General features: G+C 37.6%; 12 protein-coding genes and 1 riboswitch. All 12 genes read left to right on the top strand.

All coding sequences use genetic code 11. From position 1 onward, the window contains the following. Positions 1 to 19: 19 nt before the first annotated feature. The 12 genes from MKX78_RS20470 (at position 20) to eno (ending at position 16,489) form a co-directional block, all read left to right on the top strand. Positions 20 to 3,631: a S8 family serine peptidase gene (locus MKX78_RS20470; RefSeq protein ID WP_341052157.1), complete on the top strand. Its 3,612-nt coding sequence runs from the start codon at positions 20 to 22 to the stop codon at positions 3,629 to 3,631. Positions 3,632 to 3,984: 353 nt separating this feature from the next. Then, on the top strand, positions 3,985 to 5,217 hold the full coding sequence (locus MKX78_RS20465) for a helix-turn-helix domain-containing protein (RefSeq protein WP_322910450.1): 1,233 nt from the start codon (positions 3,985 to 3,987) through the stop codon (positions 5,215 to 5,217). Positions 5,218 to 5,300: 83 nt separating this feature from the next. After that, positions 5,301 to 6,314 carry a DUF3231 family protein gene (locus MKX78_RS20460; protein WP_307317808.1) on the top strand — a complete coding sequence of 338 codons (1,014 nt, stop codon included), beginning with the start codon at positions 5,301 to 5,303 and terminating at the stop codon, positions 6,312 to 6,314. A 9-nt stretch (positions 6,315 to 6,323) separates the two neighbouring features. Continuing rightward, positions 6,324 to 6,791 carry a hypothetical protein gene (locus MKX78_RS20455; RefSeq protein ID WP_095371903.1) on the top strand — a complete coding sequence of 156 codons (468 nt, stop codon included), beginning with the start codon at positions 6,324 to 6,326 and terminating at the stop codon, positions 6,789 to 6,791. Between the two features lie 367 nt (positions 6,792 to 7,158). Further along, positions 7,159 to 7,244, bottom strand: a riboswitch (cyclic di-GMP riboswitch). A gap of 226 nt (positions 7,245 to 7,470) precedes the next feature. Then, positions 7,471 to 8,805: an RNA polymerase factor sigma-54 gene (gene rpoN / locus MKX78_RS20450; RefSeq protein WP_307317805.1), complete on the top strand. Its 1,335-nt coding sequence runs from the start codon at positions 7,471 to 7,473 to the stop codon at positions 8,803 to 8,805. A gap of 20 nt (positions 8,806 to 8,825) precedes the next feature. Then, on the top strand, positions 8,826 to 9,074 hold the full coding sequence (locus MKX78_RS20445; protein ID WP_322910452.1) for a glutaredoxin family protein: 249 nt from the start codon (positions 8,826 to 8,828) through the stop codon (positions 9,072 to 9,074). Between the two features lie 194 nt (positions 9,075 to 9,268). Further along, a complete protein-coding gene (locus MKX78_RS20440) occupies positions 9,269 to 10,297 on the top strand; it encodes a sugar-binding transcriptional regulator (RefSeq protein WP_307317801.1) in 1,029 nt (342 codons plus the stop codon). 15 nt (positions 10,298 to 10,312) lie between these two features. Then, positions 10,313 to 11,320 (top strand): type I glyceraldehyde-3-phosphate dehydrogenase, encoded by a 1,008-nt coding sequence (gap, locus tag MKX78_RS20435; RefSeq protein ID WP_224937085.1) that lies wholly within the window; start codon positions 10,313 to 10,315, stop codon positions 11,318 to 11,320. A 284-nt stretch (positions 11,321 to 11,604) separates the two neighbouring features. Beyond that, positions 11,605 to 12,789: a phosphoglycerate kinase gene (locus tag MKX78_RS20430; RefSeq protein WP_307317798.1), complete on the top strand. Its 1,185-nt coding sequence runs from the start codon at positions 11,605 to 11,607 to the stop codon at positions 12,787 to 12,789. 27 nt (positions 12,790 to 12,816) lie between these two features. Next, the gene (gene tpiA, locus MKX78_RS20425; protein ID WP_341052152.1) at positions 12,817 to 13,578 is read left to right on the top strand and encodes a triose-phosphate isomerase; all 762 of its coding nucleotides are present in this window, start codon (positions 12,817 to 12,819) and stop codon (positions 13,576 to 13,578) included. Beyond that, on the top strand, positions 13,571 to 15,103 hold the full coding sequence (gene gpmI, locus MKX78_RS20420) for a 2,3-bisphosphoglycerate-independent phosphoglycerate mutase (RefSeq protein WP_341052150.1): 1,533 nt from the start codon (positions 13,571 to 13,573) through the stop codon (positions 15,101 to 15,103). The genes tpiA and gpmI overlap by 8 nt, the downstream gene beginning before the upstream one ends. Positions 15,104 to 15,193: 90 nt before the next feature. Further along, positions 15,194 to 16,489 carry a phosphopyruvate hydratase gene (gene eno / locus MKX78_RS20415; protein ID WP_307317794.1) on the top strand — a complete coding sequence of 432 codons (1,296 nt, stop codon included), beginning with the start codon at positions 15,194 to 15,196 and terminating at the stop codon, positions 16,487 to 16,489. Positions 16,490 to 16,938 lie beyond the last annotated feature (449 nt).

The following is a 16,938-nucleotide window of genomic DNA, read 5'->3' as shown; positions in this document are numbered from 1 at the left end:
TGAGAAGGTTAGTCCGAAAATGGCTGATAGTGTACCTCAAATTGGGGTTGATCAATTGCATGATGAAAAGATTAAGGGAGAAGGCATTAAAGTCGGTGTAATCGATACAGGAATTGATTATAACCATCCTGATTTAATGGATGCTTATAAAGGATATCGCTATACCGATGGCGAGAATCCTGCTGAGGTAGAGCCATCTTCAGTTAAAGGCTGGGATTTTGTTGATAATGATGCTGACCCAATGGAAACAACCTATGAAGATTGGGTTGAAAATGGAGAAGGGTATCCTGAAGAATACGGTGGAGCGACTTATTATACATCTCATGGCACTCACGTATCAGGAACGATAGCAGCAAACCCTAATAACACTGTAGATTATGCTGTAACTGGGGTAGCACCAGAAGTTGACTTATATAATTATAGAGTGCTAGGTCCATACGGATCTGGAAGTAACGAAGATGTTATGGCTGGTATTGATAAAGCAGTTGCAGATGAAATGGATGTAATGAATTTATCACTCGGAACTTCTGTCAATGACCCACTAGACCCGACCTCTATTGCGATAAACCAAGCGATGCTTTCTGGGGTTGTTGCGGTAGTGGCTGCAGGAAATGCAGGTCCAGATGAAAAAACACTCGGTTCACCTGGTACAGCTGCTTTAGGTATTACTGTAGGGGCAAGTGACTCCGATATGAGTATCCCGACTTTAGATGTAACCGTTAAAGGCCAAAAACTATCCTTAATGTTACTAGCGAAGAATTTTTCTGATAAGTTGGCATTATTAGAAGGTAAAGAGTTACCGATTGTTGAAGCTGGGATTGGCCAAGAGACGGATTTCCAAGGGTTAGATGTGAAAGGGAAAATTGCATTAATTGAAAGAGGCACTTTGACCTTTGATGAGAAAATTAAACATGCGAAAGATGCAGGAGCAATAGCTGTTATTATCTATAACAATGAAGAAGGGCAAATCCCATCCTACTTGGGAGAAGGAAGTGAATATCTCCCATCTTTCCGCCTGTCAAAAGAAGATGGAGAGAAATTGAAAGCGAGTGGAGTCAATAAAATCACTTTAACAAATCTTGATGAAACGACAACAGAGGGAGATCATTTAGCTGACTTTAGTTCAAGAGGTCCGGTGAATGGAAACTATGATATTAAACCAGACGTTGTGGCGCCAGGGGTAGCGATATTTTCGACGATTCCAGAGTATATCAATAGTCCTGTAGAAGGAGTCGCATATGACAATGCCTATGCTAGAATGCAAGGAACGTCGATGGCAACACCTCATGTAGCAGGTGTAGCAGCATTGATTCTTCAAGAAAATGAAGCTTATGACCCTTTCGAAGTGAAGGAAGTATTGATGAATAACTCAGTCGACCTGAATGGCGATTATTCAGTGAATGAAGTTGGAGCAGGAAGAATCAATGCCTATGCATCTGTACATGCTGAAACGACAATTAAAGTACTTGATGAAACGGAAATGATGGAGGGAGAAGGTACCGTTGTTATAGATGAAGAGACAGCTTCTATAGCATTTGGTAGGGATTATTTACGTGATGATGGTGAAGCGATTAACCACTCTAAAGATATTGTGATCAAAAATAGCGGTAAGAAAAAATCTTATGACCTTACAGTAGAGTTTAATCAATCGATTGATGGGGTTGAAAATGCAAAAGAAAATAAGGTCACTTTAAAAACGAAGAAGTCTGTTACAGTCGGTAAAGGGAAAGAAAAAACGCTAAACGCCACCATCAATGTACCAGCGAATGCGAAGCCGGGTGCATATGAAGGCTATATTCGTATAAATAATCAAGCGGATGCCCAAGAGAAATATCAAATTCCTTTTTCCATCTTTGTTACAGATAAAGGAATTGATTCTTTTGAAACGGATCGACCAACACTAGCGAATGATGTTGGGTTTTGGCAAAACTACTATCCAATTATTAACGGATTATTTACTTTGAAAAGTCCAATGGAAAGCATCGACGTGATCGTGAAAGATAGTCAGTCAGGTGAGGCACTCGGATATATTGGTTCGTTAAATGCTGAGAATATGATGCCAGATCGAGAATATTTCTTGCTGTATATGTTTACAGGAGCAATGTTGCCATTTACGAAAGACCCTAATCAGCCAATTGCTGAAGAATACGTAAAATTACCAGAGGGAGACTATGAAATAGTCATTCTAGCGAAGGATGAAAGTGGAAAAACGTATACAGTTGACGCACCAGCAATCATTGACAATACCGCACCTGAGATTGAGTGGGATCACGAGCCCGGTGTGTATGAACTGAATGACTCGATGTTTACAGTCGAGGATGGGGAAGAGGCATTTTATGTTCATGGTAAAGTAGAAGATGAAACAATCGGACTATTAAATGAAAAAGGTTTACCGTACGATCAATCATCTAATACGATGTATTTTGACACTTCTAAATACGCTTATTTTGCAAGGACATTCCCGATTGATGCAGAAGGAAATGTGAAATTTGGCATTGAAAAAAGTGATATTGAAAATCAAGAGTTATATTTACGGTTAGCCACTTCCGATTTAGCGACAGCTGTTAAGATGGAGAACTATATTTTTGTGAAGGAAGGAACTCCATATGTTTCCGCTAGTTATGATAAGGAAGCGATAAAGAAAAAAGACAATATTACAATGACTCTTTCGCTAAACAATGTTCAAGATATGATGTCAGGGGAATGGCAAGTGAGTTTCCAACATGACTTATATGATTTCAAAAAGGCAAATTTGACGAAAGAGATAGAGCAATACACAAAACAAAAGGGCATTAAAGTGGATTTAGCTAAACCGGTAGTAGAAAAAAGTGATATTTGGAATAGTACGGTTACATTAAGTAGTGCTCTATCTGGAAAAGCTTTTGATGGGCTAGATGGGGATATGCCATTAATTGATGTGACATTTAAGTTGAAAGATGATGCTTATTATGGTAAAACAAGTAGCTTTGAAGTAGTAAATGGAAAGTATACACCAAAAGACGAGCAACAAGTTGATATTCCTTATTATAGTGTCGATTCATTTGATGTGATTTCTAAACATACGACTGTTGCAGGCTCAGTGAACTTAGAAGCTTTTAATAGTGAGGAAGGATATTTTAACCGCGTTGGAGAAGCAAACGATTTAGGTATTAAAGTGTATGCTCAAACACGTTCAGGTAAGAATTATAAAGGTACGCTGGATGATCATGGACAATTCACTGTAAAAGGAATTCCAGCGAGCAGTCAGGATTATACGTTAGTTATTGAAGCACCAGGCCACCTAAAGAGCGCCACAACTTTTGTGCCTGGTAAGAAAATCGATGGCGAACTCTTTGGTCAACATCAAACCATCCGTCCAAAACTAGGATTAGCCGGTGATGTGAATGGCGATAAGGTCATTGATATAAAAGACATTCGAAAAATTGTTGATGCATATGGAGATGAAGATACCTCGAAGAAGAAAGAAGATATTAATCAAGACGGAATTGTCGATGAATTAGACATAAGAATAACAGAAAAGAATTTCTTAACGAAAGGTCCTGATGCTGAATCGAAACAACCAAAAGAAAAAATCGGTAACAAAGACCTTGAATATTTCCTTCGATTAATTGGTTTAACACCAATTGAATAGTTATAGCTTACGACAGATAGATACGAATCCTATCGATACGAACTAATTGAACTGCCCCCTGTTAAATAGTCAGTGGAAATAATAACAACAGTCTAAGCGGCTTTAGCTCTATATTCTTTAGGGCTAAGGCCGCTTAATCGTTTCTGTTTTGCCCCTTATTAGGTTATTTTTTTCGAAAAAAGTTTCATGGTTTACTCTACCGTATAAAACATGGTCCTCCTAGTTTGTCTATTACTTTTCCGTCATGTGTAAGACGGTTAAATAGGATTTCCTTGCCTTTCTCCATCATTTTTCTCTGCTATAATAGCCAAAAAGAGACATGATTAACTTTTCACTTATTGGGAGGTTCAAGGATGGAAGGAAAAATCATCAAATACTATCGAGAAGCAAAGAAGCTTACACAGAAGGAGATTGTACAAGGCATTTGCTCTATCACCCATTTAAGTAAAATTGAAAGAGAGTCTACTCAATACTCCAGTGAAATTATTTATATGCTTTGTGAACGGTTGGAAATTAACATGGAAGATGAAATTGAACGATTTCAGCAATTTAAGCGAAAGATGACTGACCTCCAAAAGCAAATTATTATTCAAGATGATGAGAGAATTGAGCAATTAAAGAAAGAGTTAACAGCAAACTCGTTAAGAAAAGTACCAGATTTTCAAGCGAGTTACTTTCTAACAATGGCGAGGTACTTCTTATATAAGATGAAAGTGACAGAAGCTTATTACTTTATCAACCAACTTCAAAAGGAAGTGATAGAGCTAACCTCTTTTGAAGAGAATTCATTAAAGCATCAATTAGGGATATATTATTTTTTAACGGGGAGAAATAAAGACTGTATTCGAGAATTAAGTTCTATTGACCATGATAGCTATCATCAAAATGAATATTATTACCATCTAGCACTCGCTTATTATGCTGCTAATCAGAACGTACAAGCCTATTATTATGGTAAAAAAGCTGCTGATTATTTTCATTCAACGATGAATGTTAATCGCATGATAGATTCGGAAACATTATTACTTGTGCAGTTAAATGCGAAAGGTGCTCATGATTTTAAAGAGACGAAAGATAGGTATGAGGCTCTTTTTCGTTTATGTGAAGAGTGTGGCGAAGTAGAGAGAAAAGCAAAGGTATATAACAACTTCGCTTATGACCTTCATAAAAGGAAAAAATACACTGAAGCACACTATTACTATTTGAAAGCATTAGAAATTGCTTGCGAAAACTCTCCATTATACGCCATGTTTTTAGAAAATTATATTCATAATGGTTTTATTAGTGGGTTAGTACATAAAAAGGAATTGTTACAAGAAGTAAGAAAAGGGATTGAATTAGCAAAGACTTACCAATGGAGTGGGCTTTTTACATTTGAGTTTTACTCCTTCTTAATTGAGGGCAGAGAAGAGGAAGCATACGCCATAATAGAAAATAAATTATTACCTTATTATCGTCAGTCGGGTGATACGCTTATGATAGAAAAATACGAACAACGTTTATTTGCTTATTATAGGAAGATTGGTGACGTTGAAAGCGCGTTTAAATTGGCAAAAAGTTTAATTGCTTCACCGACATTAGTTTAATTGTATATGGATGTAAAAAAACTGGGAATGTTTCCTTAAGGTTAAGGACACGCTATAGATAATCTTTCAATGGGAGGGTTAATATGGCGGAGAAAGATCAAAGGTTAACGGCATCTGAGTTAGCACAGCTATGGAATGCCTATATGAATAATAAAATGTATAAATGCGTCCTGCAATATTTTTATGAAAAAGCTGATAAAGGAGAGATTAAGGAATTTATTGAGACGGCTATCGAGATGTGTGATGAAATTATTTTTGATATTACGACGATCTATAATAAGAACAACCATCCATTGCCGAAAGCCTTTAGTGAAGAAGAAGATGTCAATGTAACTGCTCCAAAGCTTTACTCAGATGTGTTTATTCTTGCGTATATGCATGATATGACTCGTTATGGCATTATTGGTTATGGAACTGCATTAGCTATTGCAATTCATGAAGATGTGGATCAAGTTTTCACAAAAGCATTGGAAAAAGGTTCACAATTATATAGAAGGGCAATTAAATTGCAGCAAGAAAAGGGTGTTTTTCACCCCTCACCGTCTATTCCAATCCCAGAAAAAATTGAAATCGCTGAAAAAAATAGTTATTTAAACGGCTTTATAAGTGAACAGCGAGCATTATCAGTCGTTGAGATTATGAATGTGTACAACGATATGCAAAGAAATGCTTTAGGAAAGGCCCTGTTTTTAGGTCTTTGTCAAACTGTTACTTCCAATGATATCAAGAAATTTTTGCGGAAAGGTCTTGATTTGTTCGATGAAAATGTCCAAGAATTTGCTAATACTTTAATTAAGGATAGCATTTCTGTTTCACCGACTTGGGACTCAGAAGTGCTTAATTCTACCACACCACCTTTTTCAGAAAAGCTAATGCTATACCAAGTAGTAATATTTATTGCTACGTTATCCGGCTATTATGGGACAGCATTAGGTACGACTACAAGACGGGATTTAACGGTAATGTATGCAAAGATAATGACCGAAACATTAGACTTAGGCAATCAATCGGCAAGTTTATTAATTAAATACGGTTGGCTTGAACAAGCCCCTCAATCAGTAGACCATAGAAATATTTCTAAAAAGAAAAGGAAATAGGGATGTTCTGTGAGAAAAAATAACCCGATTGAGAAATTGTTTTGGTCGATTGCTTTTCCCGGTTTTGGTCAATATTTAAATGGTAAATTGTTTAAAGGTACTGTATTTTTAGTTTTAGAAATTTTATTTAATGTCATGGGTAATTTTAACGAAATTATTATGTTAAGCTTTCAAGGGAAAGTTCATCAAGCTGCTGAAGCAGCTAATTATGGATGGTTAATGTTCTATCCGTGTTTATACTTCTTCGCTATTTGGGATGCTTATAAGGATGCTGGGGGTGAAGGGAGTAAATATTCATTCTTACCATTTGTATTTTGTGCTTATTTTGTAACGGTTGGTCTTATGTATTCAACAGAGGTATCAATATTTGGCGTGTTTTTTGGGCCTGTATGGTTACCAATGATAGCTGTCATTCCTGGTGTCATAATTGGTTGGCTCATTCGATTTGTCATCATTAAATTTTCAACTTCATCATAAAAGCCAACCCTTCGCATGATTATATGGTTGGCTTTTAAATTTGGTATGTATACAATTAATCCTCATTTACTGTTGCTTTGCATACGGGACAAGTAATTTTTTCATTCGATCTAAATTGGATTTTCTTCAAATCTTTCCTCGTAAATGTAGCAAAAACATTATAGCGGAAACCGCATATACAAGAGTGTTTGTCTTTTACAATGTGGGTTAAATGGGTTTCATCGCTTTGAACGGTTGGATAGATCATAAGACACACCTTTCTTTTTTGTGGGAAATTTAGGCAAAATTAGAAAGGTTTTTATATAGGAGACCTTTAGAAAGTCCATAAGAGGTAAGGGTGATTCAAGCGGAAATAATCACCTCACACATCTGCAACCCGGCTGCCATGACAATATATGCTTTAGGCCCGTGGCTTTGCGTCTTTTACTTTCGTAAAATTTGCCCAATATGATAGATTCTATCACATATTCATAGAGTATGGTCGACAAACGTCCTTTTTGTAACTAAAGGGAAAAATAACTGAAAAATCTAATAATTGTTTAGTTTCCACAAATCTTCCTTTTTCTTTTTTGATGATATTTACTCTACAATCTGAATAGTTATGTAGTGAGCTACCAATTTATTTCTATACACTATTTCAGGTGATTATTGTAGAATGAGAATAAGGGGGGTTTTTAGAATGAACTTGAAAGCAGGGTTGTGGCAACAGCAAACATTAAAATTGACCATGACACAAGAGCTTACACAAGCGATTGCGCTGTTACAATATAATACACAAGAATTGTCTGCCTTTTTGGAAAGTAAGGCGTTAGAGAATCCCCTTATGCAAATTGAAGCGAGTCCTGCACAAGCAGCCGATTCGAGATTTGACCGAATGAAACCATCAAAACAAAAAGTAGATGACAATAAACAGGACTGGATTGAACAAATCGGTTCAAAAAACCATACAACATTACAAGAATACTTACATTCGCAGTTAGCGATCGCAGAATTAAATCATATGGAATATAAACTCATTTCCTATCTCATTGGATGTTTAGATGAAAACGGTTACTTACAGACAGACATACAAACTGTTGCGGAAAAATTCAACGTAAGTGAAGAGGATATGAATGAAGCGTTGATAGAGATTCAAAGTTTAGAACCTGCAGGAGTAGCGGCGAGAGACTTACAGGAGTGTCTATGGTTACAATTAGAGAGACTTCACCCTTATAATGAAATCGCTGAGAAAGTCATTAGTGATTATTTTCTTCTTTTTGCTGATAAGAAATGGAAAGAAATAGCGAAAAACCTGAAAGTAGAACTAAAAGAAATCCAAGAAGTTTTTGATCTTGTGCAAACACTAAATCCAAGACCAGCTGCATCCTTCCAAAATGAGTTAGCACCATATATTACACCAGAAGTCGTTATTCAGTGGGAAGATGGGACTTTTTCTGTAAGTATATATGATGATGTGCTACCAAAGATTCGCTTTAATGAGAGCTATTTTCGTAAGTTTCAAGCAGATGGAGATCAAGAAGTGAATCGTTTTTTGCAAGAGAAAAAAACGGACTTTCATTGGATTGCTAGAAGTATAGAACAAAGAAAAGAAACATTATTAAAAGTAGCATTAAAAATTGTTGAAAAACAGCCTGAATACTTCTGGAAGGGCCCAAATTATTTGCAACCGATGACAATGAAAGAGATAGCCGATGAATTAGAGATACATGAATCAACTGTCAGTCGTGCGGTCCGTGAAAAATATGCGCAAACGCCATTTGGAACGATTGAATTGCGATCCTTTTTTTCTAGTACGATTAAGACGACGTCGTTTGAGAATGCATCATCTGAGCAGGCGAAAAACGCAATAAGTGACATGGTCAAAAGTGAAGATAAGAAAAAACCTCTTTCAGATCAAGTGATAGTCAAGCGATTAGAAGAGGAAAAAGGTATTGTGATATCAAGAAGAACAGTTGCAAAATATCGTGATCAATTAAAAATTCCATCTTCTTCAAAAAGAAAAAGATACGAATAAAAGAGTGGGGTGGATGATTATTGCAGATTGTTAAACTGTATACAAGAAAAAGATGCCCTTTATGTGAGCAAGCTGAGCTTGTCATTGAGATGGTCCAAGAAGAAAGTCTATTTCAATATGAAGCCATTGATATTGAAACAAGTGATGATCTAACAGAACGCTTTGGTTTAATGATTCCAGTTATTGAGGTAGACGGTGAGATCCTTCAATATGGACAAGTAGATTATGTCACTCTTTCTGAGAAGTTAAGTTGGGAAAGTGATAAATGATTGAAAAATAAAAATAACCCTGCTAATATAAAGTTGTAGGGTTATTTTTAAAGATTGATGATTAAATTATTGTAAAAAGGGTATAAGAATAAAGAAGAAAAAAATGAAGTTTTGACTTCATTATATATTTTTATTCTCGTGGGACACAAAATGTCTTGCGTGGACATATAATGTCCATATAAAGGAGTAAAAAATTGAATAAGTGGATGAATGTTACTCAAAAAGTAATTCCAGACTTGATGGAAATAATGAAAAGACGATATGAAATTTTGCAACAAACCTCTTTAATGGAGCCTGTAGGAAGAAGGAGTTTAGCGACAAAAGTAGGGATGACCGAAAGAGTATTACGCGGAGAACTCGATTTTTTAAGAGAACAAGGCTTAATTATTGTAGATGCACAAGGAACGAAACTATCGGAGGCTGGAAAGCATCTCCTTGTAGATCTCCACGAGGTAATTAAAGAATGGTCGGGATTAAATGATAAAGAAATAAACTTGACAAAAATGCTTCAAATAGAAAAGGTGCTACTTACTTATGGGGATACTGATAAGGATGAAACAGTAAAGTCAGAGTTAGGAAAAGAAGTAGCCCGCCTTGTTCAGGCGATAGCTAATGGAGGGATGACCATTGCAGTGACGGGTGGATCCACAATTTCAACTGTAGCTGAAGCGCTAAGGAAACAGCAACATATGGTGGATGTCTTATTTGTTCCAGCCCGTGGAGGCGTCGGCACAGATATGAGATTCCAAGCCAATACATTAGCGGCGCGAATGGCAGAAGAATCGGGCGGCACATACCAAACATTGTATGTCCCAGATGTCGTCGGTGAAGAAATGTATCAATCCATCATCAAGGAACCAGAAATAAAGCAAGTGTTGAAAGTGATAAAAAAGGCGAATATCGTTATTCACGGTATTGGCAATGCACTTGAGATGGCAGAAAGACGTGGTACCCATAAGGGAAATATAAAGGAATTATCAGAATCAGGTGCGATTGCTGAAGCATTCGGGTATTACTTTAATGAAGAGGGTAAAGTGGTCCATCGTTTGCAAACAGTAGGACTACAACTAGAAGATTTGCAACATGCAGAATATGTGATTGCCGTTGCAGGTGGATCAACAAAGGCTAAAGCGATTGCTGCCTACATGAAACAAGCACCAAGACAAACAATACTTGTCACAGATGAGATTGTGGCAGAGGAATTACTAAAAACAATTAATTAACGGAGGTTTCATGATATGACAATTAAAGTGGGAATAAACGGATTTGGAAGAATTGGCAGAAACGTATTTCGTGCGAGCTTTGAAAAGGAAAATGTAGAAATCGTTGCGATAAATGACTTAACAGATGCGAATATGCTAGCTCATTTATTAAAATACGACTCCATTCATGGAGCATTTCCGCACGAGGTAAAGGTAGACGGCGATAACTTAATCGTAGGTGGCAAAAAGGTTAAAGTGTTAGCAGAAAGAAATCCAGCTGATATTGGTTGGGGTGATTTAGGTGTTGAGTTAGTTGTTGAATCTACAGGCCGCTTTACAAAACGAGCAGATGCAGCGAAGCACTTAGAAGCAGGTGCGAAGAAAGTGGTTATATCTGCTCCGGCAACCGATGAAGATTTAACGATTGTAATGGGTGTGAATCATGAGTCATATGATCCTGACAACCATCATATCGTATCAAATGCTTCTTGTACGACGAATTGCTTAGCACCGTTGGCGAAAGTTTTACATGATTCATTTACAATTAAACGAGGAATGATGACAACTGTCCACTCCTATACAAATGACCAGCAAATTCTTGATTTGCCTCATAAAGATTATCGTCGAGCAAGAGCAGCTGCAGAAAATATTATTCCAACAACAACTGGAGCAGCAAAAGCCGTTTCTCTTGTTCTACCAGAATTAAAAGGGAAATTAAATGGTGGTGCCATTCGTGTTCCAACACCGAATGTTTCTCTAGTTGATTTAGTTGCCGAGCTTGATAAAGATGTCACAGTCGATGAAGTGAATGAAGCATTGAAATCTGCCGCAAATGGAGAGTTAAAGGATATTCTTAGCTTTAGTGAGGAACCATTAGTTTCAGGTGATTACAATGGAAATCCTGCATCATCAACCGTTGATGGATTATCTACAATGGTTATGGAAGGCAATATGGTCAAAGTCATATCATGGTATGACAATGAAAGTGGTTATTCTCACAGAGTGATTGATTTAATGGAATATATGGCTGAAAAAGGATTATAAATGTAGGTTTGGTAAACATTAAAAATAAAATTTTGCTTACAAACTCACATCTTTATGGATATTAGATGAATGAACGTCTATAATGATAAATGGTGAAGGGAGAAAGGGACCATACCTCTCCCTTTTATTTTGACTTTTTCTATACGTTTTCGCGCTTTTCTTGCGCGAGTAAGAAAGAAAACGGTGATTTTTATACATATAAATGAATGAACATTCGCCTTTCTTGTAGTACAAGCAGCTAACTAGAAAATAGTCTATTATTATGTTTAGGAGGGCCTTTTACTATGAACAAAAAGAGCGTAAAAGATGTAGAACTAAAAGGAAAACGCGTATTTTGTCGTGTAGACTTTAATGTGCCAATGAAAGAGGGACAAATCACGGATGAAACACGTATCCGCGCAGCAATTCCGACAATTAACTATCTAATTGACCAAGGAGCGAAAGTGATTTTAGCTTCTCATTTAGGGCGTCCAAAAGGACAAGTAGTAGAAGAGTTAAGGTTAACTCCTGTTGCAGAAAGATTATCTGCCTTGCTAGGAAAAAATGTTGCCTATGCAGATGAGGCGTACGGAGAAAAAGTAGAACAGGCAGTAGATGGTTTAGAAGAGGGCGATGTTCTATTACTAGAGAATGTTCGCTTTTACCCAGGTGAAGAGAAGAATGATCCTGAACTTGCTAAAGCTTTTGCCCAATTAGCAGATGTTTATGTAAATGATGCTTTTGGTGCAGCACATCGTGCACATGCATCGACAGAAGGAATTGCCCACCATATCCCAGCGGTTTCTGGTTTACTAATGGAAAAAGAATTAGAAGTGTTAGGCAAGGCATTGTCAAACCCTGACAGACCTTTTACAGCTATCATTGGTGGTGCAAAGGTAAAAGATAAAATCGATGTCATTGATAATCTATTAGATAAAGTAGATAATTTAATTATCGGTGGCGGTCTAGCCTTTACTTTTGTAAAAGCACAAGGCCATGATATTGGCAATTCTCTATTAGAAGAAGATAAATTAGAATTAGCGAAAACGTTTATGAAAAAAGCGGAAGAAAAAGGCGTGAAATTTCTAATGCCAATTGATGCTGTCGTTGCCGATCGTTTTGCTGAAGACGCAGATAGTAAAATAGTGGCTATTAACGAGATTCCAGGAGATTGGATGGCATTAGATATTGGTCCTGAAACGGCTAATTTATATAGTGAAGTAATTGCAGATAGTAAGCTAGTCATTTGGAATGGACCGATGGGTGTATTTGAAATGGATCAGTTTGCTGGTGGAACAAAAGCAGTAGCAGAAGCATTAGCGGAAGCAAATGACACATACTCTGTTATCGGTGGTGGTGATTCTGCAGCAGCAGTCGAGAAATTCCATTTTGCTGATCGTATGAGTCATATTTCAACAGGTGGCGGTGCATCATTAGAATTTATGGAAGGAAAAGCCCTTCCAGGTGTTGTCGCTTTAAATGATAAATAAGTAATAAAAAGGAAAGGACGAGATAGTATGCGTAAGCCGATTATTGCAGGTAACTGGAAAATGCATAAAACAATGAATGAGGCGAAGTCCTTTATTGAAGAGATTAATGGTCTTGTTCCAGATGAAATGGATATGGATACAATCGTGTGTGCTCCAGCCCTATTTTTAGAGCGTCTTGTAGATGGTGTGGAAGGTTCACCTGTTGCCATTGGTGCACAAAACATGCATTTTGAAGATAATGGCGCATTTACTGGCGAAATCAGCCCTGTTGCACTTCAAGACTTAGGTGTATCATATGTCATCATTGGTCATTCAGAACGTCGCGAAATGTTCAATGAAACTGATGAGACTGTGAATAAAAAAGCGAAGTCAGCATTTGCACATAACCTCACTCCCATCATTTGCGTAGGTGAAACACTTGAACAAAGAGAAAACAATGAAACAATGAGTTTTGTTGGACATCAAGTTGAAGCAGCGTTGTCGGGATTATCTGATGGGCAATTAAAACAGGCTGTCATCGCTTATGAACCGATATGGGCTATTGGTACAGGAAAGTCATCTTCAGCAGAAGATGCAAACGAAGTATGTGCCCATATTCGTTCTGTCGTTAGTAAACAGTTTTCTGAGGAAATCGCCGAAGCTCTTCGCATTCAATATGGTGGTAGTGTGAAACCGGCAAACATTAAAGAATATATGAGTCAAGCGGATATTGACGGTGCACTTGTCGGTGGCGCAAGTCTTGAGCCCTCTTCCTTCCTGCAATTATTGGAGGCGGGTAAGTATGAGTAAATCACCTGTTGCTTTGATTATTCTTGATGGCTTTGCCCATAGAGAAGAAGTCAAAGGCAATGCTGTTGCTCAAGCGAAAAAACCGAATTTTGATCGGTTATGGAATGAGTATCCACACGCTTATTTAACAGCAAGTGGAGAAGCGGTTGGTTTACCACAAGGACAAATGGGGAACTCCGAAGTCGGTCATATGAATATCGGGGCCGGACGCATTGTTTATCAAAGCTTAACAAGAGTAAATGTGGCTATTCGTGAGGGTCACTTTGAGCAGAATGAAACATTCCTTGCAGCGATTAATCATGCGAAGAAAAACAATACAAGCCTTCATCTGATGGGATTATTGTCAGACGGTGGTGTGCATAGTCACATTAACCACTTGTATGCCCTCCTTCAGCTAGCTAGTGATGAAGGATTAAAAAAGGTCTATGTCCATGGTTTTCTTGATGGACGTGATGTTGGTCCGCAGACAGCTAGAGGATATATTCAAGCGGCAGAAGCGAAAATGAAAGAAATTGGTGTAGGTGAATTCGCCTCTATTTCAGGTCGTTATTACTCAATGGATCGTGACAATCGTTGGGAACGTGTGGAGAAATCTTATCGTTCGATGGTGTATGGCGAAGGTCCTGCTTATCATAGTGCCCATGAATTAGTCGAAGATAGTTATGCGAACGGTATTTATGACGAATTTGTTATTCCTTCTGTTATTGTGAAGGAAGATGGATTACCTGTTGGAAAAGTTAGTAATAATGATGCTATGATTTTTTACAACTTTAGACCTGACCGCGCGATTCAGATTTCAAATACGTTTACAAACAAAGACTTCCGTTCATTTGATCGTGGTATAGGCCATCCAAAGACTTTATTCTTTGTTTGTTTAACCCATTTTAGTGAAACAGTTGACGGGTATGTTGCATTTAAACCGACAAACCTAGATAATACTCTTGGAGAAGTACTTTCACAAAATCACTTAACGCAACTGAGAATTGCAGAAACAGAGAAGTATCCTCATGTTACATTCTTTATGAGTGGAGGAAGAGAAGCAAAATTTCCTGGTGAAGAACGGATTTTGATTAACTCACCTAAAGTTGCTACTTATGATTTAAAGCCTGAAATGAGCGCCTACGAAGTAACAGATGCTTTGCTTGATGAAATTAGTCAAGATAAGCATGATGCCATTATATTAAATTTTGCTAACCCTGATATGGTGGGGCACTCAGGAATGCTAGAACCAACAATTAAAGCTGTTGAAACGGTTGATGAATGTCTTGGAAAAGTGATTGACGCCATTATTGCTAAAGGTGGAAAAGCGATTATCACCGCTGACCACGGCAATGCGGATGAGGTCATTACTCTTGATGATCATCCAATGACAGCTCATACAACTAATCCAGTACCTGTTATTGTAACGGAAAAAGGTCTAATATTACGTGAAGATGGTATATTAGGAGATTTAGCTCCAACTATACTTGATTTATTAAAAGTGTCTCAACCTGAAGAAATGACTGGTTCTACATTAATTAAATAAGTGCCGGTGTTCACTTTTTTGTGAACATCCGTGCCTTACATATAAATGAAGTTTGACAAGATGACAGCCAATGAAAAAGGAGAGATTATCATGCCATTTATCCAACATGTATATGCTCGTGAAGTATTAGATTCACGTGGAAATCCAACAGTAGAAGTAGAAGTATTAACCGAGTCTGGCTTCTTCGGCCGTGCGATTGTACCATCTGGTGCATCAACTGGTGAATATGAAGCCGTTGAACTTCGTGACGAAGACAAGGATCGTTACTTAGGTAAAGGTGTTCAAAAAGCAGTAGATAATGTGAATAACTTAATTTCTGAAGCAATTATTGGTTTTGACGTAACTGATCAAGTAGGTATTGACCGTACAATGATCGCACTAGATGGCACAGAAAATAAAGGTAAATTAGGTGCAAATGCGATTCTTGGTGTTTCTATGGCTTGTGCGCATGCAGCAGCAGAGTCTGTTGGTTTACCATTATACCGCTATCTTGGTGGTTTCAATGCGAAACAATTACCAACACCAATGATGAATATCATTAATGGTGGTTCTCATGCGGATAACAATGTTGATTTCCAAGAATTCATGATTATGCCTGTTGGCGCTCCTACATTCAAAGAAGCGATCCGTATGGGTGCTGAAGTTTTCCATTCATTGAAAAAAGTTCTTTCATCTAAAAGCTTAAACACGGCAGTAGGTGACGAGGGTGGCTTCGCACCAAACCTTGGGTCAAACCGTGAAGCGCTAGAAGTCATCATTGAAGCGATTAGCAATGCAGGTTACGAAGCAGGTAAAGATATTTACCTTGCAATGGACGTTGCTTCATCTGAATTCTTTAACAAAGAAACCGGCAAATATGATTTAACTGGAGAAGGTCGTCTTGGATTATCTTCAGAAGAAATGGTTTCTTTCTACGAGGAGCTTGTTTCTGAATTCCCAATCATCTCGATTGAAGATGGATTAGATGAAAACGACTGGGAAGGCCACAAATTATTAACTGAACGCATCGGTGGTAAAGTTCAATTAGTAGGGGACGACCTATTCGTTACAAACACGAAAAAGCTAGCACAAGGAATTGAACAAGGTGTAGGAAACTCAATCCTTATTAAAGTAAACCAAATCGGTACATTAACTGAAACATTTGAAGCGATCGAAATGGCGAAACGTGCTGGTTACACAGCAGTCGTTTCTCACCGTTCTGGCGAATCAGAAGACGCAACAATCGCTGATATCGCTGTAGCTACGAATGCTGGTCAAATCAAAACAGGTTCAATGAGCCGTACAGATCGTATTGCAAAATACAACCAACTACTTCGCATCGAAGACGAGCTTGGTGATTTAGCTGTGTATGACGGATTGAAATCTTTTTATAACTTGAGTAAATAATGTCTTAAAAAAACAAACATCATTTTGTAAATGGTGTTTGTTTTTTTGGCTATTTTAGGTTTTAAGGGATGCCGATCTCCGTAGTGGAAAATACGCGTAAATACATGGCGAGATAAATAAAGAAATGTCAAAACCAAAAGCCCTGACTCGTTTATCATAGAAACGCGTCAAATTTTTGGATTCACTACGGATTTTGACTCATTAATCAAGGAACCGCGTCAAATTTTTGAATCCACTACGGAATCTGACTCGTTAATCATGGAACTGCGTCAAATTTTTGGATTCACTACGGATTTTGACTCATTAATCAAGGAACCGCGTCAAATTTTCGTATCCACTACGGATTTTGACTCGTTAATCAAGGAACCGCATCAAATTTTCGTACCCACTACGGATGCTGACTCATTTATCAAGGAACCGCATCAAATTTTCGTACCCACTACGAATGT

This window comes from Cytobacillus sp. FSL R5-0569 (assembly GCF_038007265.1).
Classification (GTDB): Bacteria; Bacillota; Bacilli; order Bacillales; family Cytobacillaceae; genus Cytobacillus; species Cytobacillus kochii.
This window is presented reverse-complemented; position numbering and strand designations above follow the sequence as displayed.